Origin of the sequence: Caproiciproducens lactatisolvens (assembly GCF_052443335.1) — a bacterium.
Classification (GTDB): domain Bacteria; phylum Bacillota; class Clostridia; order Oscillospirales; family Acutalibacteraceae; genus Caproiciproducens.
In genome coordinates this window covers 2,594,069-2,614,430 of the sequence record NZ_CP195750.1, presented here as the reverse complement: position 1 = coordinate 2,614,430, position 20,362 = coordinate 2,594,069, and the positions used below count along the sequence as shown (strand labels likewise).

General features: G+C 53.1%; 16 protein-coding genes and 1 pseudogene. 12 read left to right on the top strand and 5 right to left on the bottom strand.

Annotated features, from left to right (window positions below; genetic code table 11):
* Positions 1–5: 5 nt before the first annotated feature.
* Positions 6–848 carry an IS3 family transposase gene (locus tag ACRQV7_RS12780; RefSeq protein WP_444658431.1) on the bottom strand — a complete coding sequence of 281 codons (843 nt, stop codon included), beginning with the start codon at positions 846–848 and terminating at the stop codon, positions 6–8.
* On the bottom strand, positions 845–1,213 hold the full coding sequence (locus tag ACRQV7_RS12775; RefSeq protein ID WP_444657875.1) for a helix-turn-helix domain-containing protein: 369 nt from the start codon (positions 1,211–1,213) through the stop codon (positions 845–847). Before ACRQV7_RS12775 ends, ACRQV7_RS12780 begins: the two co-directional genes overlap by 4 nt.
* A 32-nt stretch (positions 1,214–1,245) precedes the next feature.
* Between ACRQV7_RS12775 and prdA the strand changes: the two genes are divergently transcribed.
* The 12 genes and pseudogenes from prdA to ACRQV7_RS12715 all read left to right on the top strand — a co-directional run bounded on the left by prdA (position 1,246) and on the right by ACRQV7_RS12715 (position 18,393).
* Positions 1,246–2,748 (top strand): D-proline reductase (dithiol) proprotein PrdA, encoded by a 1,503-nt coding sequence (gene prdA / locus ACRQV7_RS12770; RefSeq protein WP_444660278.1) that lies wholly within the window; start codon positions 1,246–1,248, stop codon positions 2,746–2,748.
* A 30-nt stretch (positions 2,749–2,778) separates the two neighbouring features.
* Positions 2,779–3,006 (top strand): CBO2463/CBO2479 domain-containing protein, encoded by a 228-nt coding sequence (locus tag ACRQV7_RS12765; RefSeq protein ID WP_444658430.1) that lies wholly within the window; start codon positions 2,779–2,781, stop codon positions 3,004–3,006.
* A 13-nt stretch (positions 3,007–3,019) separates the two neighbouring features.
* On the top strand, positions 3,020–3,748 hold the full coding sequence (gene prdB / locus ACRQV7_RS12760; protein ID WP_444658429.1) for a D-proline reductase (dithiol) protein PrdB: 729 nt from the start codon (positions 3,020–3,022) through the stop codon (positions 3,746–3,748).
* Positions 3,749–3,766: 18 nt separating this feature from the next.
* The gene (locus tag ACRQV7_RS12755; RefSeq protein WP_275713651.1) at positions 3,767–4,648 is read left to right on the top strand and encodes a DMT family transporter; all 882 of its coding nucleotides are present in this window, start codon (positions 3,767–3,769) and stop codon (positions 4,646–4,648) included.
* Positions 4,649–4,786: 138 nt separating this feature from the next.
* Positions 4,787–5,668 carry an ABC transporter substrate-binding protein gene (locus ACRQV7_RS12750; protein ID WP_275713652.1) on the top strand — a complete coding sequence of 294 codons (882 nt, stop codon included), beginning with the start codon at positions 4,787–4,789 and terminating at the stop codon, positions 5,666–5,668.
* Positions 5,669–5,814: 146 nt separating this feature from the next.
* Complete coding sequence (locus tag ACRQV7_RS12745) at positions 5,815–6,483, top strand: amino acid ABC transporter permease (protein ID WP_275713653.1); 669 nt, start codon at positions 5,815–5,817, stop codon at positions 6,481–6,483.
* Positions 6,484–6,496: 13 nt separating this feature from the next.
* Positions 6,497–7,237 (top strand): amino acid ABC transporter ATP-binding protein, encoded by a 741-nt coding sequence (locus ACRQV7_RS12740; protein ID WP_444658428.1) that lies wholly within the window; start codon positions 6,497–6,499, stop codon positions 7,235–7,237.
* Between the two features lie 68 nt (positions 7,238–7,305).
* Positions 7,306–7,899: a cytidylate kinase-like family protein gene (locus ACRQV7_RS12735; protein ID WP_444658427.1), complete on the top strand. Its 594-nt coding sequence runs from the start codon at positions 7,306–7,308 to the stop codon at positions 7,897–7,899.
* Positions 7,900–7,935: 36 nt separating this feature from the next.
* Positions 7,936–8,955, top strand: a pseudogene (locus tag ACRQV7_RS12730) (proline racemase family protein); the annotation flags it as partial.
* 6 nt (positions 8,956–8,961) lie between these two features.
* On the top strand, positions 8,962–9,543 hold the full coding sequence (locus ACRQV7_RS12725) for a TetR/AcrR family transcriptional regulator (RefSeq protein WP_275713667.1): 582 nt from the start codon (positions 8,962–8,964) through the stop codon (positions 9,541–9,543).
* A gap of 259 nt (positions 9,544–9,802) precedes the next feature.
* Positions 9,803–15,925: a glucoamylase family protein gene (locus ACRQV7_RS12720; protein WP_444658426.1), complete on the top strand. Its 6,123-nt coding sequence runs from the start codon at positions 9,803–9,805 to the stop codon at positions 15,923–15,925.
* 35 nt (positions 15,926–15,960) lie between these two features.
* Positions 15,961–18,393 carry a GH36-type glycosyl hydrolase domain-containing protein gene (locus ACRQV7_RS12715; protein WP_444658425.1) on the top strand — a complete coding sequence of 811 codons (2,433 nt, stop codon included), beginning with the start codon at positions 15,961–15,963 and terminating at the stop codon, positions 18,391–18,393.
* Positions 18,394–18,524: 131 nt separating this feature from the next.
* Here the strand turns inward: ACRQV7_RS12715 and ACRQV7_RS12710 are convergent, their stop codons facing one another.
* From ACRQV7_RS12710 to ACRQV7_RS12700, 3 genes are all read right to left on the bottom strand, one after another.
* On the bottom strand, positions 18,525–18,971 hold the full coding sequence (locus tag ACRQV7_RS12710) for a Fur family transcriptional regulator (RefSeq protein WP_444658424.1): 447 nt from the start codon (positions 18,969–18,971) through the stop codon (positions 18,525–18,527).
* 243 nt (positions 18,972–19,214) lie between these two features.
* Positions 19,215–19,271, bottom strand: a complete 57-nt coding sequence (rpmG, locus tag ACRQV7_RS12705) for a 50S ribosomal protein L33 (protein ID WP_444660276.1) — start codon at positions 19,269–19,271, stop codon at positions 19,215–19,217.
* Positions 19,268–20,242 (bottom strand): metal ABC transporter solute-binding protein, Zn/Mn family, encoded by a 975-nt coding sequence (locus ACRQV7_RS12700; protein WP_444658423.1) that lies wholly within the window; start codon positions 20,240–20,242, stop codon positions 19,268–19,270. Before ACRQV7_RS12700 ends, rpmG begins: the two co-directional genes overlap by 4 nt.
* Between the last annotated feature and the right edge of the window lie 120 nt (positions 20,243–20,362).

Genomic DNA, 20,362 nt, shown 5'->3' with positions numbered 1-20,362 from the left:
TTTAATTAGGCAGCCGAGAGGGCTTGTTGTCTGTGAAGAGCAGGCGGCAGGCCCCTTAGCTTTGCCTTGGAGCGGCGGTAGTTATAATAGTCAATATAATCGACGAGTTCAGTTTTAAAATGCTCCATGGACTCAAAAGTCTGTAAATATAGCAGTTCGCTCTTGAGCAGACCGAAAAAGTTCTCAATCACGGCATTGTCCAGGCAGTTGCCTTTTCGGCTCATACTCTGCCGGACGCCTTTCTTTTTGAGCATACGTTGGTATTGCTTGTGCTGGTATTGCCAGCCCTGGTCGGAATGCAGGATCAGGTTTGTCCCGTCTGGAATTCTTGCAAAAGCCTTGTCCAGCATTTCTGTCACCATGGAGAGCGCTGGTTTGTCCGAGATTGAGTAACCTACAACATCACGGCTACACAGGTCAAGAATTGGTGACAAATAGAGCTTCTGCCCAAACAGACTAAATTCTGTGACATCGGTCACCCACTTCTGGTTTGGCTTTTCCGCCTCGAAGTTTCGTTCCAGCAGATTTGACGCAACCTTGCCAACCGCGCCCTTGTAAGAGTGGTACTTCTTCATCCGTACACGGCAGACAAGGCCAAGCTGCTTCATCAGCCGCTGCACCGTCTTGTGGTTTAGTGGGAAACCGCGGCGGCGCAGCTCTGCGGTAATACGCCGGTAGCCATAGCGCCCTTTGTTCTCGTGGTAAATTGCGGCAATGCCCTCTTTGGCGTTGCCGTATTTATCTGCCTTTGCCAGCCGTTTCTCATGGTAGTAGTAAGTCGAGCGCGCAAGCTGAGCCACTTCCAACAGAATTTCCAATGAATAACTTTGCCTCAGTCCTCGAATCACCAGCGTTTTTTGCGCGCTTTTCGCTCGTCTTCCAAAACCAAGGCTTGCAAGTTTTTTAGGTACGCCACCTCTGCACGCAGTCGCTGATTCTCTGCGATCAGATCTTCTTCCATCTGCTTGTCCAGTTTTGGTGGTCGGCCTTTCTGGGTTCCGCTGGCGGCACTGGCTCGGCCTCGACGCTCGACATACAACCCTGCCGGTCCCTCTTCAAGATAAATTCGTTCCCATTTCTTGATTCGTTCTGCTCCGCCAATTTCAAATATGCGCATTGCTTCACGATAGCTTAATCCGTCCTTTCGGACTGTTTCTACTACCAGCTGCTTAAATTTACCAGTATACTTCTTGAGTGGTATTCCTTTGGGCATAAAAACTGCACCCCTTCCGTTAGTTTCAGTATATCATACTGTCTAACTTTTGGGGTGCAGTTCACCCCGCGGAAGCCGGAGAGCCGGGAGGAGCACCATCTGCGAAAGGAGCGTCGGGTATGATGCATATCGAAATCAAAAGTCTGGAAGGGTTGTCCCTTGACCTGCCGTGGCCCGGCCTTTTTCCGCCGGCTGCCGTGCCGGTCAATGCGCCCGCCGCGGTTCCGGCTGTTGCGCCGGCTGCCGTGCAGGGGGAAGACAAAACGCTGCGGACGCTGACAAAAAAATACTTTCAGGCGACCGACGTGGTCATCGGGGAAAAGACCTCGTTTGAAAACAGCGTCCTGACGCTGGACCGGGGACTGCTGGAAAAGGCGGTCCAAGCGGATCCTCTCGTAAAAGAGATCAAAATGGACGTGATCAAGCCCGCCGGCCGCCATATTTACACCGACACGATCATGGACGTATGCCCGATCGCCGCCAAGGTGAGCGGTACGCTCGGCGAAGGAGTCACCCATGTGATGGAGGGCGCCGTTTTCATGCTGACCGGCGTGGACGAGGACGGCACTCAGGTGCACGAATTCGGCTCTTCGGAAGGGTATCTGGATGAAAAGATGGCGTTCGGTAACCCCGGCTGCGCGGACGGGAACGATATCATCATCCGCGTGGAAACTATCATTCAGCGCCATACCGGGATGGAACGCCGCGGGCCGCTGGCGGCGCATAAATGTGAGGACGTTATTATTCAGGCGGCGCGCGACGTGTTAAAAACGGCAAATCAGGCCCCGCTGCGCGACGAAATCTGCCGCGACGTAAAAAAATACGGCAGACCGCGCGTGGTTCTGGTAAAGGAAATCATGGGCCAGGGCGCAATGCACGATAATATCCTCTGCCCGAACGAGCCGTGCGGCGTGACGGGCGGACAGAAAAACGTGGATCTCGGGAACGTCCCGGTCATGCTTTCTCCCAACGAGGTGCTGGACGGCGGCATTCACGCGCTGACTTGCATCGGCCCGTCCACCAAGGAAATGACGCGCCACTATTTCCGTGAGCCGCTGGTCAGTGCGCTGGCGGCGGATGAGGAACTGAATCTTCTCGGCGTCGTCTTTGTGGGAAGCCCTCAGGTGAATGACGAAAAAACCTTTGTGTCCGAACGGCTGGGCGCGTGGATGGAAGCGCTCGGAGCCGAAGGCGCCATCGTTACAACCGAAGGCTTCGGCAACAACCACATCGATTTTATTTCCCATATCGGGCAGATCGGCAAACGCGGCATCCCCGTCGTCGGCGTTTCCTTCTGTGCCTACCAGGGCCAGCTGGTGGTCGGCAACCAATACGCGGACGCGATGATCGAGCTCAACAAGGATCAAAAGGGATTTGAGAACGAGGTCGCCGGCTGTTCGGAAATCTGCCCGAAGGACGCGCTGCGCGCCGTCCAGATGCTGAAAAACAAGATGATGGGCGTCGAAATCAAGCCGGCTCCCAAAAAATGGTCACAGCAGGTCGTCGACGGCAACAATCTTCTTCTGGGCCTGTAAAACAGTCTGCGAAGAAATAGGAGGCCGCCGATGCAATACGAACTGAACCCGATCCTGATGGAGGGAAAAGTGGTGGAGGTCAACGATACGGCCGTCAAGGTCGATATTCAGGGAAGGCTGGGAGTCATCACGGTCTCGAAGCGCTGGGTCCTGACGGATTTTCCGCTGCGGCCCGGCCTGAAGGTGGAATTTTATTTCAGCTATCTGCAGGTGACCGAACCAAAGCAGGCGCCGAACGCGCCTGAAACGAAATTTTGAACGGAGGTAAGCCATGAAACTGACGGTAGTAGAAGGGATGCAGTCTGAAATCTTTGTGCCGGTCACGCCGAGTCCGGTCTGGTCGGAACTGAAGAAGCCGCTGAACGAATGCAGGGTGGCGTTTATCACGGCGGGCGGCATCCACCAGAAAACCCAGACGCCCTATGACACTTCCGGGGATTACACCTATCGCGTGATTCCGTCCGATATCCCCACTTCCGAGCTGATGGTCACCCACGGGGGATTCGACAACTCGGATATCAACAAGGACGTGAACGCCATGTTTCCGCTGGACCGCCTGCGGGAGCTGGTCGCGGAAGGCTTTATCGGAAGCCTTGCCGGTGAAATGTACGGCTTCATGGGCGGCGGCGGAAACGTCGATAAATTCCGCACGGAAACCGGCCCGGAAATCGCGGCCAAACTGAAAGCGCAGGGGGTCGATATCGTGCTTTGCACCGGCGGATGCGGCACGTGTCACCGTTCGGCGACGATCGTCACCAGATGCTGCGAGGCGGCGGGCATGTCCTGCTGCGTGATCGCGGCGCTGCCGCCCATTGCCAAGCAGCAGGGGGCTCCGCGGATCACCGCGCCGCACGTGCCGATCGGTTCCAACGCGGGCGAGCCGAACAATCCGGGAATGCAGACGGCGATCCTGAAGGACACGCTGAATTTTATCGCCCGCGAGGCGGACCACTACGGCATGTGCAAGGTGCTGCCGTACGAATACAGGCATAATGTCTGACGGCCCCGGGGACGGAGCATGAAAAAGCTGATTGTGGTTTTGGGTGTGGCCGGATCGTCCCTGTCCGCTGTTTTCGTCAGGGTCGCGAACGCTCCGCCGATGGTGCTGGTCCTGTACCGGGTCGGGTTTGCGGCGGCGTTTCTTCTGCCGGTTCTGGTCCTCCGCTGCAGGGCTGAAATCAGGGGCGTACCCCCGAAATATTTTATATGCGCCGCCATCAGCGGCATGTTTTTAAGCTTCCATTTCACCGCTTACTTCCAGTCGCTGAGCTATACGAGCATTGCCTCTTCGGTCGCGCTGGTCGACACGGAAGTGTTCTTTATCGCTCTGGCAACGTTTCTGCTGTTCCGGGAAAAGCTGGGGACCAAGCACTGGGCCGCGATTCTGGTCACCTTTTCAGGTACCGTCGTCATCGCCCTGGCGGACGCGGGCAGCGGAAACAACGTTTTGCTGGGGGATTTCCTCGCGCTGGCCGGCGCCTGCTTTCTGTCCGTGTATACGATGCTCGGCGTGTTCTGCAGAAAGAAAATGTCCACCACGGTCTACACCTTCACGGTATATTCCTCCGCGGCGCTGACTTTGCTCTTGATTTTATGCGTGCAGCATGTTAAAATAACTCAATATCATACAGTCAACGTCCTGTCCGGCATCGGCCTTGCGGTGTTCTGCACGCTTCTGGGGCACAGCCTGTTCAGCTGGGTCCTGAAGTATGAAAAGCCGGCGTATGTGTCGGCCTCAAAGATGCTGGAGCCGGTTTTCGCCACGGGACTGGGGATCGCTTTTTTCCGGGAATTCCCTTCCGTCTATGTGGCCGCGGGCGGCGCCCTCGTCGTTTTGGGCATCGTCTGCTATACCCTTCTCAACTCCGAGGCCCGGCCGGCGGATTTCCCGGACGGTTAACAGGTCAGTTTTTACATTTTCATATAGGATCAGAGCAAAATGAATGGACAATGGTGTTTATTTTATAACATCCTTGTCTTTTTTTTATTCATTTTTTCTGTTCATATAAATTCAAAGTATCATAAAGGAGGATTCAACATGAAGAAAAAACTTTTATCCTTGATTTCCGCAGCGCTGACGTTCGCAATGACGGCGGTTATGCTGACGGGCTGCACAGGCGGCACCGAATCTGCTTCCCAGCCGGAGAGCAGCACAGCCCCGGCAGCGTCCTCGCAGGCGGCCGGTGAAAGCACACCGTCCTTTCAGGGCGCGCTGAAAGGAGTCACGCTGGCTGTCGGCACCTCCGGCACCTACGCGCCGTTCTCCTATTTTAAAGAGGATGGAACGACCCTGCAGGGCTTCGATGTGGAATTCCTGAATGAACTGCAGAAGCTCCTCGGATTCTCCATTAAATCCGATAAACTGCAGGATATGGACTACGGTCCGCTGACCACCTCCGTGTCCCAGGGCCAGCTGGATGTTGTGGCGGCCGCCCTCTGCGCCACGGATGAGCGCAAAAAGACCATGAACTTCACCGATACCTATTATGACGCGGGCATCGTAGTCGTCGTGGGCGAGGACAACAACGAAATCAAAAGCGTGGATGATCTGAAGGACGGCAAATATACCGTGGCCGTACAGGCCGGCACCATCGCCTATGAATACGCCGCGGCCAACCTGCCGGAAAAATGCCTGAAAACCTTCGACTCCCAGTCTCTCGCCTATAAAGCCGTGGAGGGCGGGCAGGCGGACGCCACCATTTACGACGCGCCCGGCACGGCCTATTCCATCAAGACCGGCGAGATCAAGCTGAAAATCGTCGGGGATGAATTCTACAACGGGCAGGCGCCTTACGCCATCGCTCTTTCCTTCAACGTCTGCAAGGCGAATCCCGATATCGTCCAGAATTTTAACGAAGCCATCGCTTACCTCCAGTCGAACGGGACCATCGATCAGCTGAAGGAAAAGTGGTGTGAATAAGCAATGAACCGGCGCGGCCGGCCGCAGATCCGCTTTTTTAACGTCTTTTTCCGGCGGATTTCCTCCCGCTTCGCGTACAAACGGGCTTTTCGCCCCCTTGTACGCGGGCTGCGGCGGAGAGGCCCACATTGAAAGGAGGTGTTCCAATGGATTTGGAATCCGTCAAGAATATTGCTCCCATGCTGCTGCGCGGGCTGAGGCTGACAATGGAAATTTCCGTGGTCGGTATCCTGATAGGCTTTTTGATCGGATCGGTTTCCGGGTATGCCCTGCACGGACATTTCAGGGCGGGCAGACGCATCGCCGGCGTCTATATCTGGCTGATCCGCGGCACGCCGCTGGTGGTGCAGGCGCTGTATGTCTATTTTGTGGTCCCTCTGCTGATTTCCGCGGCCACGGGAACGAATTTTACGCTGGAAAGCACGGCGGCGGGCATCATCGTCATCTCCCTGAACTCCGGAGCGTTTATCTCCACCATCGTAAAGGGCGCCCTGGACGGCGTGGAGATCGGCCAGACCGAGGCGGGGAAATCCCTTGGGCTGACAAACAGGCAGGTCATGTGGCATCTGATCGTCCCACCGGCGTTTCAGTCCATGCTGCCCGCTTTGTTCAATCAGTTTATCATTTCCGTGAAGGATACGGCCCTGCTGTCCATCATATCGGTCAATGAAATGACCAGGCAGACGCAGAACTATATCGCGCGGACCTTCCAGACAGTTCCGGCCTACACGGTCTGCGCCCTGTTTTACTTAGTGCTGCTGTCCATACTCATGGTACTGCAAAAATTTATCGAAAAGAAATTCAGTTTGAAATAGGCGGGTGACGACAATGAGCAGCCCACTTTTGCAGATCAGCCATCTATCCAAAATTTTTGGCGATCTGGTGGTTCTGAAAGATATCAACATCGAAGTTTCCGAGGGAGAGGTGGTATGCATCATCGGCCCCTCCGGCTCGGGGAAAAGCACGCTGTTAAGATGCATCAATCAACTGGAGATTCCTACCTCCGGCGATGTTTTTTACAGAGACCAGAACATGTGCGATAAAAAGGCCGATATCCGGAAATTCCGGGAGGAGGTCGGCATGGTGTTCCAGCGCTTCAATCTGTTCCCGATGAAAACCGTTCTGGGAAACGTCATGCTGGCGCCGGTGCTGACAAAGCGCAGAAACAAGCAGGAGGCCCGCGGAAAAGCCGTGGAGCTGCTGGACCGGGTGGGCCTGGAAAGCAAAAAGGACGCGCTGCCGTCCACCCTCTCGGGCGGGCAGCAGCAGCGGGTAGCCATTGCGCGGGCACTGGCCATGGACCCCGTCGCGCTGCTTTTTGACAAACCGACGTCGGCGCTGGACCCGGAGCTTGTGGGCGAGGTCCTGAGCGTGATGCGTCAGCTTGCCGCGGACGGCATGACAATGGTCGTGGTCACTCACGAGATGGCGTTTGCGAAAGACGTCGCGGACCGCGTCATTTTTATGGATAACGGCTATGTTGTGGAGGAAGGGACTCCGCAGGAGGTACTGGAAAGCCCGCGGGAAGAACGGACGAAGGCTTTTCTGTCCAGATTCCTGGCGTCTTAGCGGCCCGCGGCAGCGGACCGCCCGCGGCAGCGGACCGCCCGCGGCAAAGAAAGACAGGGGTGAAAGGTTTGGAAAAATATGTGGTCACCATAACAAGGGACTTTGGAAGCCTTGGGCGTCCGATCGCCAGACGATTATCCGAACTGCTGAACATCGAATATTACGACCGTGACATTGTGGAAGCGACTGCGGAAAAAATGGGAATGCCGGTTTCGGTGATCAGCGACGAGGAGGAGAAGGGCTCCACCTTTTTCCGGATGCTGTTTCCGCTTGGAACGGAGTCGGTCGAGCGGCAGGCGCGGATCTTCCAGACGCAAAAGGATATCATCACCGGCCTGGCGGAGAAGGGCTCCTGCATTATCGTCGGCCGCTGCGCCGACTATATTCTCGCGGAGGAAAAAAACGCGATGCACGTTTATATCTATGCGCCGTATAAGATCCGGTACGATAACTGCCTGGACACGCTGGAAATGAAACCGTACGAGGCAAAACGGATGATCGAGGCGGTGGACAGAGCGCGCGGCAATTATCATAAGCAGTATGCCAAATATGCCTTGGGCGATCCGGCCCACAAGGACCTGATGGTAAACAGCGGGCTGCTGGGTGTTGAGGGAACCGCGAGGCTGCTGGCGGAGGCCGTCAGATTGAATTTCGGCGGATAGGGAACAGGGGAAATCCATATTTGCGGGAGGAACGGCATGGATATCAGGCCCAAAACAGGCAATTACGCGCGCTGCTTCAAAACCATCGATTCCCACACCGTGGGAGAAGCGACGCGGATCATTTACGAGGGGTTTCCGGAGCTGCCCGGAAGCACGATGATGGAAAAGAAAAAATATCTGGAGAAGAATTACGATCATTACCGCACGGCGCTGATGCTGGAGCCGAGAGGGCACCGTGATATGTTCGGGGCGCTGATTACCGAACCGGTGAACCCGGAAGCGGATCTGGGCGTGGTTTTCATGGACAGCGGAGGCTACCTGAATATGTGCGGCCACGGCAGCATCGGGACCGCCTCCATGGCGGTTGAAACCGGACTGGTGGCGGTGACCGAACCGTATACCGAGGTCGTGCTGGATACGCCTTCCGGCATTATCCGCGCGAAGGTGCGCGTGGAGGACGGCAGAGCGGTGGAGGTCAGTATCCTGAACGTACCCTCTTTCCTGTATCGGGAAAACCTGAAAACCGAGATTCCCGGGTACGGGATGATTCCCTACGATATCTCCTTTGGCGGATCCTTTTTTGCGCTGGTTGATGCCGAAGCCATCGGCTTGGAACTGAAGCCAAAATATATCGAGGAAATCACCGAGCTGGGAATGAAGCTCCGGAACCGAATTAATAAAGAAGTGAATATCCGGCATCCTTATCTGGATATCACCACCGTCGATCTGGTGGAATTCTATGCACGTGCCGATCATCCGCAGGCCGATCTGAAAAACTGCGTCATCTTCGGGCAGGCGCAGGCCGACCGTTCGCCGTGCGGAACCGGAACGAGCGCCAAAATAGCGGCCTTATACGCAAAGAGGAAACTAAAGCTGAACCAGGAATTTGTTTACGAGAGCATGATCGGTTCGATATTCAAAGGCGAGGCCGCTCAGGAGCTGGAAATCAGCGGCATGAAGGCGATTATTCCGCAGATCACCGGCAGCGCGTATATCACCGGCATGAACCAATGGATTCTGGACGCGGACGATCCGCTAAAAAACGGATTTTTGCTGGGCAGCGTGAAAAAGGCGGAGCCGGAAAGCATCCGGACCAGGATCGTCCGGGCGGCGTGGAAGCTGTTCCGGGAAAAGGGCTTCCCGGAGACCCGTACGGCCGATGTGATCGGGCTGGCCGGCGTATCCGCCGACGAATTCCACCGCGTTTTTGAAAAGAAGGAGGATCTGCTGGATACGCTTGGGGATTTTTTCGATCAGAAATACGCGGAGCTGATGCTGGAAATGAACCCCCGGCTAAACCATTACGAGCAGCTGCTTTATCTGAACAGGGAGCTGTTCCGGCTGATTGAAACACAGGTGCCCTTTAACCTGGTTGTGTTTCTTTACACGCAGGATGTTGAAAAAAAGAAAAAGAGCCTGTTTAATGAGGAACGGCTCTACTTTAAGCTGATTACGCGCATCCTTCGGGAAGGACGGAAGAGCGGGGAATTTAAAAATTCGGATTCCGTACAAAGCATGGCGGAAATATATGCCTCTCTGGAAAGAGGAATGATCTACAACTGGTGTGTGGCGGGCGGCGTTTACAGCCTGACAGACAACAGCCAGAGCCTTTTGCCCATCTATCTGAAGGAATTTTTAAGATAAAACTTTATAGGCATATCGCAGCTTTTTAAAAGAACCTCTGCATTACAGCGGAGACCATCGTACCGACAGCGAAAAGAGCATCCCTGCACAACGGGGATGCTCTTTTTTTTCAAAGCGCCGTCAGGGCCCCGCTTATGATTGGCGGATTTCGTATCCAAAATATGCAATGAATGGCTATTTTTTATGGAAAAACAGACAAACTATCCGTAAAGAGATCCTGTCCTATCCGAAGGGTCTCTTAAATAAGGAGGAGCTTCCATTGCAGATCGTATTGAAAAAAATTGACTTTTATATAGATTCCCCCTTTCTGCCGGTTGTTTTACCGATCCTGATTTCACTGGTCTGTTTGGTTCTGTTCCTGCTGTACCGCAGACTGAACCATTTTGGCAGGAAAGTGAATTTTTCGGTTTGTTCCCCGGGAGAAGGAGAGAAACCGGGTCCGGGCGAGTGGGAAAAGCAGATGCTTGATCTGGCGGAAAGCCACAGTCAGGTCAGACTGACCGGATATAGCTTTGTTCTGAATGATTATAATCAGGCCGCCTATAAGGAACTCAATAAAATCAGAGACAGCATCTCCGCCGTATCCGCCGATATGATTTCCCTGATTCCGGCGGCGCGCTGGCTCTTTGACAATTTCCAGATGCTGTACCGGGAAATCAAAAAAGTACGTACCTCGGGAACGGACTATGCCGTACTGCCGGTCCTGAAAGGGAAGGAATACCGTAACTTTCCCCGTGTTTATGTTGTGGCGAAAAAGATGGTGACTCTTTCCGGCGGACACCTGAGTGAAGAAAATATTTCCGTAATGCTGAAGGCATATCAGCGGAAAATATCGCTTACGGACAAGGAAATCTGGGTTTTACCGGAAGTGCTGGGCTTTTGCCTTCTGGAAGAGATCATCGCAGCCGCGGATGAAATTCTTCGGATGATTGACGTGAAGTCGAAGGCGGAAAAATTTCTGCGGGACAGGCTGGCGGATCGGCAGGGGCCGGCCGACCTGTCGGCACTGCTGTGCAAAATAGAAGAGGATTCCTTAAAGCGGAACTGCTCGTTCCATGCCCATGTCATCTATCTGCTGAAAAATATGTCCTTTGACGAGGCTTCCATCCAAAGCTATCTGGAGTATCATTTGTCTTCTCCGGGAAAACAGGTGAAGACCTCCGGCATCTTTCTGGAAGAAGGAAAGATCGAATCGTTTCTTGAGACCAATATCCGGACGCTGATTGTCAGCCTGAGGGATATCAATGAAGTGGACGAGGAGAAATTCTTTGAGGAATATTCCTGCCTGGATCGGATTTTATCACAGGACCCGGACGGCGTCTATCAAAGGATGGATTTGGAATCCAGGGGCATGTACCGTGGAGTCATTGTGAAATTATCGCTCCGCTATCGTCTGATGGAAGAAAAGATAGCCAGGGACTGCCTGGAACTGGCGGTTCAGGGGAGGGAGGACCTGCATTGCTCTCATCATGTGGGGGCCTATCTTTTGGGCAAAGGCTATCCGATTCTGAAAGCGAAGGTATTGGGAAAACCGATCCCCAAAAGAATCAGAAAAAGGATGAACGTAAAGGGCTTCCTTTATTTCCTTGCCCTGTCCCTGATCACTCTTGGGCTGAGCGCCTGCCTGTTCCGTGCTTTCGGGGCCCTTGGCGGGCTGCGGGGTACCGGCCGGTACCTGATCGCCCTTCTGGCGGCCTTTCCGTTGCTGGCGGGTATTTCCCTGGAGATTACCAATTTTATATTTACCAGAAGAATCATGGTCAAGAAGATTCCTTCTCTGAACTATCTGGAGGAAATACCGGAGGAAGCCAGGACCTTTGTGGTCATGCCGGTCATCGTTTCCTCGAAGGAACAGGGCCTGGAGTACATGGACCGTCTTCAAAAGCATTATCTGGCAAACCGGCAGCCGAACCTTTTCTTTGCGCTGCTGCTCGATTTTGAGGATTCTCAGGACCCGTTCCTGCCGAAGGACGAGGTGATTGAAAACGCTCTTGCCGCGCGCAGGAAGGAGCTGAACGAGCTCTATCCGTCGGAGTACCCGCGGTTTTCCCTGTTCTTCCGCTGCCGCAAATGGAATCAGGCGGAGAACTGTTATATGGGCTGGGAGCGTAAGCGGGGAAAGCTGGAAGAATTCAATAACCTTTTAAATGGAGTGGAAAAAGAAAACACCACCTTCTCCTCCGTTTACTGCGACCAGAAGCTGCTTACCACCTTCCGGTATGTGATTACACTGGATGCGGACACCAATCTGATCCGCGACAACGCCGCGAAACTGGTCGGACTGATCGATCATCCTTTAAATCAACCGATTCTGGATCTCGCCAATCAAAAGGTGGAGGAAGGCTATGTCATCATACAGCCCTCGGTAAGGAATCATATCGCGGACAAGAACGGCAGCAGGTTTACGAAAATCTTCGGGGGAGAATCGGGCCTCGCCCATTACGGAACCGTGATCTCGGATATCTACCAGGATATTTTCAACGAAGGAATCTATACCGGAAAGGGCATCTATGACATCAAAGCCTTCCACAAGGTGCTTCAAAATAAGGTGCCGGAAAACCGGATTCTGAGTCACGACCTTTTTGAGAGCTGCTACGCGCGGACAGCTTTTTCCAGCGCGGCCAAGATCATGGACAGCTTTCCAAACAGTGTTTTGTCCTTTACCAAAAGGGAACACCGGTGGCTGCGCGGAGACTGGCAGCTGCTGCCCTGGCTGTTTATGAAAAAGGCCGCGGACGGGGAAAGCTTATGCGCCCTGTCAAAATGGAAAATCTTTGACAACCTGAGAAGAAGTCTGGTTCCGCTGAGCAAGACTCTGCTTCTGCTCTTGAATCTGGCATGGATGCCGCAGGCATATTATCTTTGGCTGCCCCTGGTTTTCTTTAACGACCTGTTTTCCACGGTGATTCTGCTGCTTTCGGTGATCGCTCAGAAGCTGGTCCGGCCGAAGCTCGCCGTTATTTATAAAAGCTTTTTAAAGGAACTTGCCGTGATGCTGGAAAGGGCGTTGCTGGAATTCACGATCACGCCCTACCGGGCGTATATCGCATGCGACGCCATTGTCAGAACGCTGTATCGGCTCTTCATCAGCAAAAAGAATCTGCTTCGCTGGAATACGGCGGAAGCGGTGGACGCCTCCATTGTCAATACGAGAAAAGGGTATTTTCTTACCATGTGGAGTTCTTTTCTTCCGGCGTTTGCGCTTGCGCTTCTTTTATTTATGGGATCTTTGAGCCCCGCGGGAATGATCCTGACGGCGATCGTCATTGCCGACTGGAGCATTGCCTTTGAAATCGCGTACCGGATCAGTCAGCCGGAAAACAAGCTTCATCCGAGGGACAAGGCACGGGACAGAGGGCTGCTTCTGGATACCGCGCGCAGAACCTGGCTGTTTTTCAAGGAGTTTTCCACGAAGGAAAACAACTGGCTCTGTCCGGATAATTATCAGATTTCAACAGCCGAAAAAGTCAGCGATAAAACATCGCCGACCAATATCGGGCTTCAGTTTCTGGCGATCCTGTCGGCCAGGGACCTGGGATTTGAAACGCTGAGCTCCACGGTTGAGGCCGCGGAAAAGCTGATGGATACGGTTCAGAAAATGCCGAAATGGAAGGGGCATCTCTATAACTGGTATCATATCCGATCCCTCGAGGTGCTCAGCCCCGCCTATATTTCCACCGTAGACAGCGGCAATTTCCTGGGGCATCTGGTCGTGCTGAAAAACGGCCTTTTAGAGCAGATCGGCAAGCCGGTTTATCCGGACAACTTTCTGTCCGAGCTCAGGATCGCGGTCCGGAACAGCAATGAGGAAATTCTGCTGAGAACGGGCGACTCCGCCGGAAATAAGCTCAGGGCCGGGTACCAAAGCATAGGGGAACTGATCGAAGATATCGCGGATATCTGGGAGGACTTAAACGGGAGAGATCTCAGACCGGCCGCGGATTACCGCTGGACCAGACATCTGATGAACCTGATTGACAGTACCGTCAATGAAGCCGGGGCCTTAAAGCTGAAAAAAGAGAGCTTTTCTTCTTATCCCGCGCTTTGCCGTATCGCGGCGGAGGGGAATCCATTCGCGAATGGCGTGATCCGTCGGATCAAAGAACTCTGCAATCAGATAGACTGCATTTTGGCAAATGTTGATTTTCGCTTTTTATTTAACGAAAAGAGGATGCTGTTCCATATCGGGTATCATGTATCCTCGCACACGCTGGACGACGGCTGTTACGACCTGATGGCGTCGGAATCGGCGCTTACAAGTCTTCTTGCAATCTCCATGGGCCAGGTGCCGTTAAAGCATTGGTATAAACTGGGAAGGCCCCTGACCATGGTCGAGGGCATTCCGTGCTTCGTATCCTGGAGCGGCACGATGTTTGAATATCTGATGCCGAACCTGGTGTTCAGGGAATATGAGGGCTCGGTTTACGAACAGACTTCCAGGGCGGCGGTGCTTCAGCAGATCCAGTACGCGAGGGAGGCGGGGATACCCTGGGGAATATCGGAATCCCAGTATTACCGCTTTGACCTGAACTCAAATTACCAGTACAAAGCCTTCGGGGTCCCGAAGATCAGGCTCCAGCCGGTCCGCAGGAATTCCCTTGTGGTCGCTCCCTACGCAACGATGCTGGCGCTGGATATCGCGGAAGAGGAATGCGTGGAAAATTTGAAGCGGCTGAAGGAATTGGGCGCCTTCGGCGATTACGGCTTTTATGAGTCGGTTGATTTTAACCTGCCGAATTCTGTGGAGCTGACGCCTTACTGCATTGTAAAATCCTATATGGCGCATCATCAGGGGATGAATCTGGCCGCCATTAATAATTATCTGAATGAGGGCGTCCTCCGGGAGCGGTTCCATGCGGAGATGATGATCAAGGCCTCGGAAGTCCTTCTCGAGGAAAAACGCCAGTCCTATCTGATTTCGATTGCCCGGCAGGGATATACGGTCAGAATCGGGAAGTCCCTTTTCAAAGAAGACAGCTACAGCAACCGGTATGTCAACCGTACGGGCGTGAATTCGCCGGTCGTGGATTATCTGTCAAACGGCAAGTATTCCCTGATGATCACTTCGGACGGCGACGGCTTCAGCAAATATGAGGACCGGATGCTTTACCGCTGGCGATCGGATATTTACGGGAATACAGGCAATTATATCTATATTAAGGACATGGAACGGGGAAAGCTCTGGAGCGCCGCTTATCATCCCACCAGAACGGAGCCAGAGGATTACCAGGTGGTTTTCTGCCCGCACCAGGCGGAATTTAAACGCAGGGACGGGGATATCTCGTCGGACATGATCGTCAGCCTGGACGCGGACCATGACTTTGAGATACGCAAGGTTATCCTTACCAATCACGGAAACCGGGAAAAGCGGCTGGAAGTGACCAGTTATCTGGAGTTGGTGGACGACACCTATCCGGCGGAGCTGAGCCATCCCGCGTTCAATAAGCTCTTTCTGGAAAGCGAGTATCTGGAAGAGCAGGAAATCTTCCTTGCGAAAAGGCGGCGGAAGCAGGAGGAGGATCATCCTTATGTAATGCACATGCTGAGGACGGGAACGAAACTATGCAAGAAACTGGAATATGAAAACGACAGAAAACGCTTTATCGGAAGGAACAATACTCTGGAAAATCCGGATTCTGTGGTGAACAGCAGCGCTTTTTTCAATCATTCGGGCTTTTGCAATGATCCGATTATGAGCCTGAGGGCGCAATTCTGCATAGGAGCGGGGGAAACCGCCTGCGTTTCTTTCATTACCGGCGTGTGCGGCAGTAAGGAGGAAGCAATCAAAACAGCGGAGGAATTGAACGTCGGCTACCGGATCGACGATATCCTGGAAAAATTCAGGCTTCAAAAGAACCTGGAGCTAAAGTATCTGGAAATTACCAGAACCCAGCTGAACGCCTTTCAGGATCTGGTCAGCCCGGTCTACTATCCCGCGGATATTTACCGGGGGCCGCATGAAAATATAAGACGGAACTTTATGAACCAGAGCTTCTTGTGGAAATTCGGCGTATCCGGCGATCATCCCATCCTGCTTTTGACGGTTCGGTCCATCACGGAGGAAAGAACCGTGAAGGATGTGTTAAAGGCTTACGAATACCTGAAAATCAACCGTGTTGCGGTGGACCTGGTTATCCTGATCGATTCCAAGCACGGCTATCTTCAGGAGGTGGATGAATTAATCAACGATATGACAAGCTCTCTTCGGATTTATGATTCCGGGAACGAGAAGCCAAGCTTTTTTACCCTGCATACGTATGAGATGAAACCGGCGGAGATCGATCTGCTGTATACGGTGGCGCGGGTCGTATTTTCAGAGAAGGCGGGGATTTATTTTAACAATGTAAAAGAAAATCCGTATGAGTTACTTGAGAAATATTAGGCCTTCGAGGCCCTGCCCTTAAGGAGGAAGAGGCTTTGGACACAGCATATGCGCCAACAGCACAGGAGAAAGAAACAGAGAATTATGAATTTTTTAACGGCTTCGGGGCATTTGCCTGTGGGGGCAGAGAATATGAAATCCTGCTGGAGGGTGACAACAGGCCGCCGGCACCCTGGATCAATGTCATCTCAAACAAGAACTTCGGATTCCAGATATCGGAATCGGGCGCGGGCTTTACCTGGAGTATCAACAGCAGGGAAAATAAGCTTACGCCCTGGTCCAACGATCCCGTAAGCGACAGAGCCTCCGAGGCAATCTATATTTTGGATGAAATCACCGGCGAGGTCATGACTCCCATGTCCCTCGGAAGGTCCGATCGGGGCGTTTACCGGGTAAGGCATGGCTTCGGATACAGCAGGTTCCTGCATGAGGAAGCGCTCGTTGATCAGGAGCTGACCGTTTTTACCCCTTTGGAGGAGTCGCTGAAGCTGTGGAGCCTGAAGCTGACGAACCGCTCGGATAAAGTGAAGTATCTGAGCCTGACCTATTATGTGGAATGGGTCATGGGTACGGACAGGGAGCAGACCAATCCCTATCTTCTGACCTCTTATGACAACGAGCACGAATGTTTCTGCGCAAGGAACCTCTATACCATGAACTTTCCGAACCTCTATTCCTATCTGTTTTCCAGCGAGACGATCGTCGGCTATACCGGCGACAGACAGGAATTTCTGGGGCAGGGGGGCGGCATCCGGGAACCGCGGGGAGCACAGGTCAAGCTGTCCTGCCATACGGGCGTATGCTATGACCCCTGCGGAGCGATTCAGGTATCCGTCGCGATCCAGCCGCAGGAGAGCCGGACGGTGCTGTTCGGGCTCGGGCAGAGCGGCAGCCTGAACGGGATATACGAAATCAAAAACAAATACAGGGACACCGCCGCCGCCGAAAAAGAGCTTGACAGGGTGAAGGCCTATTGGGACGGATTGTTGGGGACCGTCCGGGTGAAGACGAAGGACAGGGCGGTCGATATCCTATTGAACGGCTGGCTGCTCTATCAGACGCTGTCCTGCCGCATTCACGCGAGAGCGGGTTTTTATCAGTGCGGGGGAGCCTATGGATTCCGGGACCAGCTGCAGGATTCCCTTTCGCTTCTCTTTGCCGATCCCGGTATCCTGCGCGGGCAGATCCTGATTTCCTGCAGCAGGCAGTTTGAAGAAGGGGACGTCCAGCACTGGTGGCATCCTCCGATGGGGATCGGGGTAAGAACGAGAATATCCGATGATCTGCTGTGGCTGCCTTACTGCACCGCCGCCTATGTCCGAAGTACCGGAGACGCCTCGATTTTAAAGGAGCAGGTACCTTACATCAGGGGTCCGGCGCTTCAGGAGGGCCAGCAGGACGCAATGTTTACTCCCGAAATATCCGGGCGTTCCGAAAGCGTTTATGAGCATTGCAAAAAAGCCATTGACCGGACCCGCTTCGGGGAACACGGGCTTCCCCTCATGGGGGGAGGCGACTGGAACGACGGCATGAATGAGGTGGGAGCGCAGGGGAAAGGGGAAAGCGTCTGGCTGGCGTGGTTTTTATATACCGTGCTGGGGGATTTCCTTCCTTTGTGCGGCCAGACAGGCGACGGAGCCTACGGCCGGGAATTGGAGCGGAAACGGGAAAGCCTGCTTCAGAGCATTGAAGAGCACGCCTGGGACGGGGAGTGGTATCTTCGGGCCTTTTACGACGACGGCTCGAAGCTCGGTTCCAAGGAAAACGACGAGTGCAGGATCGATTCCATCAGCCAGTCCTGGAGCGTGATATCCGGGGGAGCGGAAAAGGAACGCGCGAAAACGGCGATGCAGTCGGCATGGCGTTATCTGGTAAGGGAGGAGGAAGCTCTTTCCCTGCTTCTGGCGCCCCCCTTTCATAAGACGGTTAAAAACCCGGGTTATATCAAAAATTATATCCCCGGCATACGGGAAAACGGGGGCCAGTATACCCACGCGGCGGTTTGGCTGGCGATCGCCGCGTCGATGCTGCCCGACTGTAACATGGCGAAAACCCTGTTTACCATGCTCAACCCGATTTACGTTACGCAAAACAGAAAGGACGCGCTCAGGTACGAGAAGGAACCGTATGTCATGACGGCGGATATCTCCCTCAGCCCGCCCTATACCGGAAGAGGCGGGTGGAGCTGGTATACCGGTTCCGCAGGCTGGATGTATCAGGGGCTGTTAAACTGGTTCCTGGGCATCCGGAAAGAGGGGAACGAGCTGATCATTGATCCGGCGACACCCGCGGATTTCGGGGATTTTTCCGTTGAATACAAATATGGGAAATCTCTCTATGAAATCAGGGTGGAAAGCAGAAGCAGGGGAACGCTGAAAACGGAAGCAATCACCGTGGACGGCAGGTTGATCCGGGGGAACAGAGTCTTGCTGGAGGACGACGGAAAAAAGCATTGCATTGTCGTATAGCCGCCAGCCCGGCTGTTCCGGGGAAACAGAGTCCCGCGGCGGCAGGATCGGGAAAATAGAAACACCGCCTTTCCCCGTTGTGGTGGGATAAGGCGGTGCTTTTTATCGTTCCAATATCGGGAACAAAAAATTCAAGCTTTCCGGGGCAGCCCTTTCGCTTGGCATTCAGGGCAATAACCGTAGATATTCAGCTTGTGATCCGTAATGATAAAATGGGTCTGCTCCTGCAGCTTTTCCTCATAAGTCTTCAGGGGGCACATATCGAGAGAAATCATTTTTTTACAGCCCAGGCACACTAAATAATGCTTGTGTATCATCCTGTTATATTCATAAAGCGCCTTGTTGCTTTCATTTATCTTTATTTTGAGAGCTAAATTGTTGTTCACTAAACTGTCCAGTTCTCTGTAAACCGTCGACATGCTGGTCGAAAGGTCGTAACGGTTCAGTTCCATAAAGATTTGTTCCGCTGCCACAGGCTGGGTCTGTTTTTCCAATATTTCCAGGATAGCCATCCTGCGCTTCGTGTTTTTTAATCCTTTTTGCCTGAGATCCGCGCGGTGATCAGCTTTATTTTCCATAATATCACTCCTGATTCATGCGAATGATCATGATTCGCATAGGTTATATGACAGCAGATTGATCCGGCAAACACAAATGATCAACAATGCTAAGGAACCGCCGATGAGGGAGGAGAGGGTATGCCGACAACTTTATTATAGCACGATTTGTAAAGAAGAAAAGCGTTCGTTTTGCATGGAATAGACTTGCCCCCCGCCGCAGCTCAGTATCCTGCGGCAGGGGGCAAATTCAGCGTTACGCTTTTATTTCGTTTCCCTGTGCAGTGTATGCCTGCGCAGCCGGGGACAACCCTTCGTCAGGCTTTGCTTTCCAGACTCGCGTAGATTTTACTCAGATTGCTTTCGACCCGCTCCAGATACGTTTTGCTGTCTTCACCGCCCTCAATGGTATAAATGGTTTCGACATTCGCCCCGACTTCCTTGGCCAACGTTTTTGAAACGTCCGGGCTTGCCATTTCCTCGGCGAAAATGGTCGTTACCTTGTTATCTTTGCAGTATTTGACAAGCTCCGTCAGCTGCTGCGCGCTGGGTTCTCCCTCGGCGAAGACGTCTTCCACGCTGTTTTGCTCCAGCCCGAAATCGCGGCAGAGATAACCGAAAGCGGCATGTCCCGTAACAAAGCTCTTCTTTTCTGCGGATTGGAATTTTTTATTATATTCTGTATAAAGATTTTCCAATTTGGAAACAAAATCGTCACAATTTTTCTCATAATATTGTTGGTTGGCTCCGTCGGCTTTGACCAGCGCGTCTTTGATATTTTTCACTTCAATTTCAGCGCCCTTCAGGCTCAGCCAAATATGGGGATCGTACTGTCCGTGTTCCTCAATTTCTTCCGGATCCGTGTTTTTGATCGGATCCGCGCCCTTCGAGGCTTCCACGGTGATCAAATTCGGACTGTTCGCGGATTTGACCGCATCCTCCGCCCAGGCCTCCATGCCCAATCCGCTGTACACAAAAACCTGTGCCGTGCTGAGGGCGACAAGGTCCTGTGCTTTCGGTTCGAAATCGTGCGGCTCTGTTCCGTCCGGGATAATCGTGGCGACATCCACCTTGTCTTTGCCTACCGCTTCCGTAAACTCTTTCATAGCGTTAAAAGTTACCGAAACCTTTATCTTGCTGTCCGGGCCCTTGCTTTCTTCCGCTGCCGTACTGGAAGCCGGGGCCGCGCCGGACGCCTCCGCGCTCGCCGGATTGTTGCTTCCGCACGCCGAAAGGCCCACGCTCATAACGGCTGCTGCACTTAGCAGGAGCGCCGTATACCGTTTAAACATTTTTTTACCTCCAAAAAATAATTACTTGCAAATGCGACTCATTTGTATTTATAATATAATCCGGAAGGGAATCCTTGTCAAGCGATTCATTTAAAATATTTGATAGAAATTTCAGTTGAT

Coding starts and splice junctions, on each gene's coding strand:
- ACRQV7_RS12775 (WP_444657875.1), bottom strand. CDS start 1,213: ATGCCCAAAGGAATACCACTCAAGAAGTATACTGGTAAATTTAAGCAG.
- ACRQV7_RS12765 (WP_444658430.1), top strand. CDS start 2,779: ATGCAATACGAACTGAACCCGATCCTGATGGAGGGAAAAGTGGTGGAG.
- prdB (WP_444658429.1), top strand. CDS start 3,020: ATGAAACTGACGGTAGTAGAAGGGATGCAGTCTGAAATCTTTGTGCCG.
- ACRQV7_RS12755 (WP_275713651.1), top strand. CDS start 3,767: ATGAAAAAGCTGATTGTGGTTTTGGGTGTGGCCGGATCGTCCCTGTCC.
- ACRQV7_RS12750 (WP_275713652.1), top strand. CDS start 4,787: ATGAAGAAAAAACTTTTATCCTTGATTTCCGCAGCGCTGACGTTCGCA.
- ACRQV7_RS12745 (WP_275713653.1), top strand. CDS start 5,815: ATGGATTTGGAATCCGTCAAGAATATTGCTCCCATGCTGCTGCGCGGG.
- ACRQV7_RS12740 (WP_444658428.1), top strand. CDS start 6,497: ATGAGCAGCCCACTTTTGCAGATCAGCCATCTATCCAAAATTTTTGGC.
- ACRQV7_RS12710 (WP_444658424.1), bottom strand. CDS start 18,971: ATGGAAAATAAAGCTGATCACCGCGCGGATCTCAGGCAAAAAGGATTA.
- ACRQV7_RS12700 (WP_444658423.1), bottom strand. CDS start 20,242: ATGTTTAAACGGTATACGGCGCTCCTGCTAAGTGCAGCAGCCGTTATG.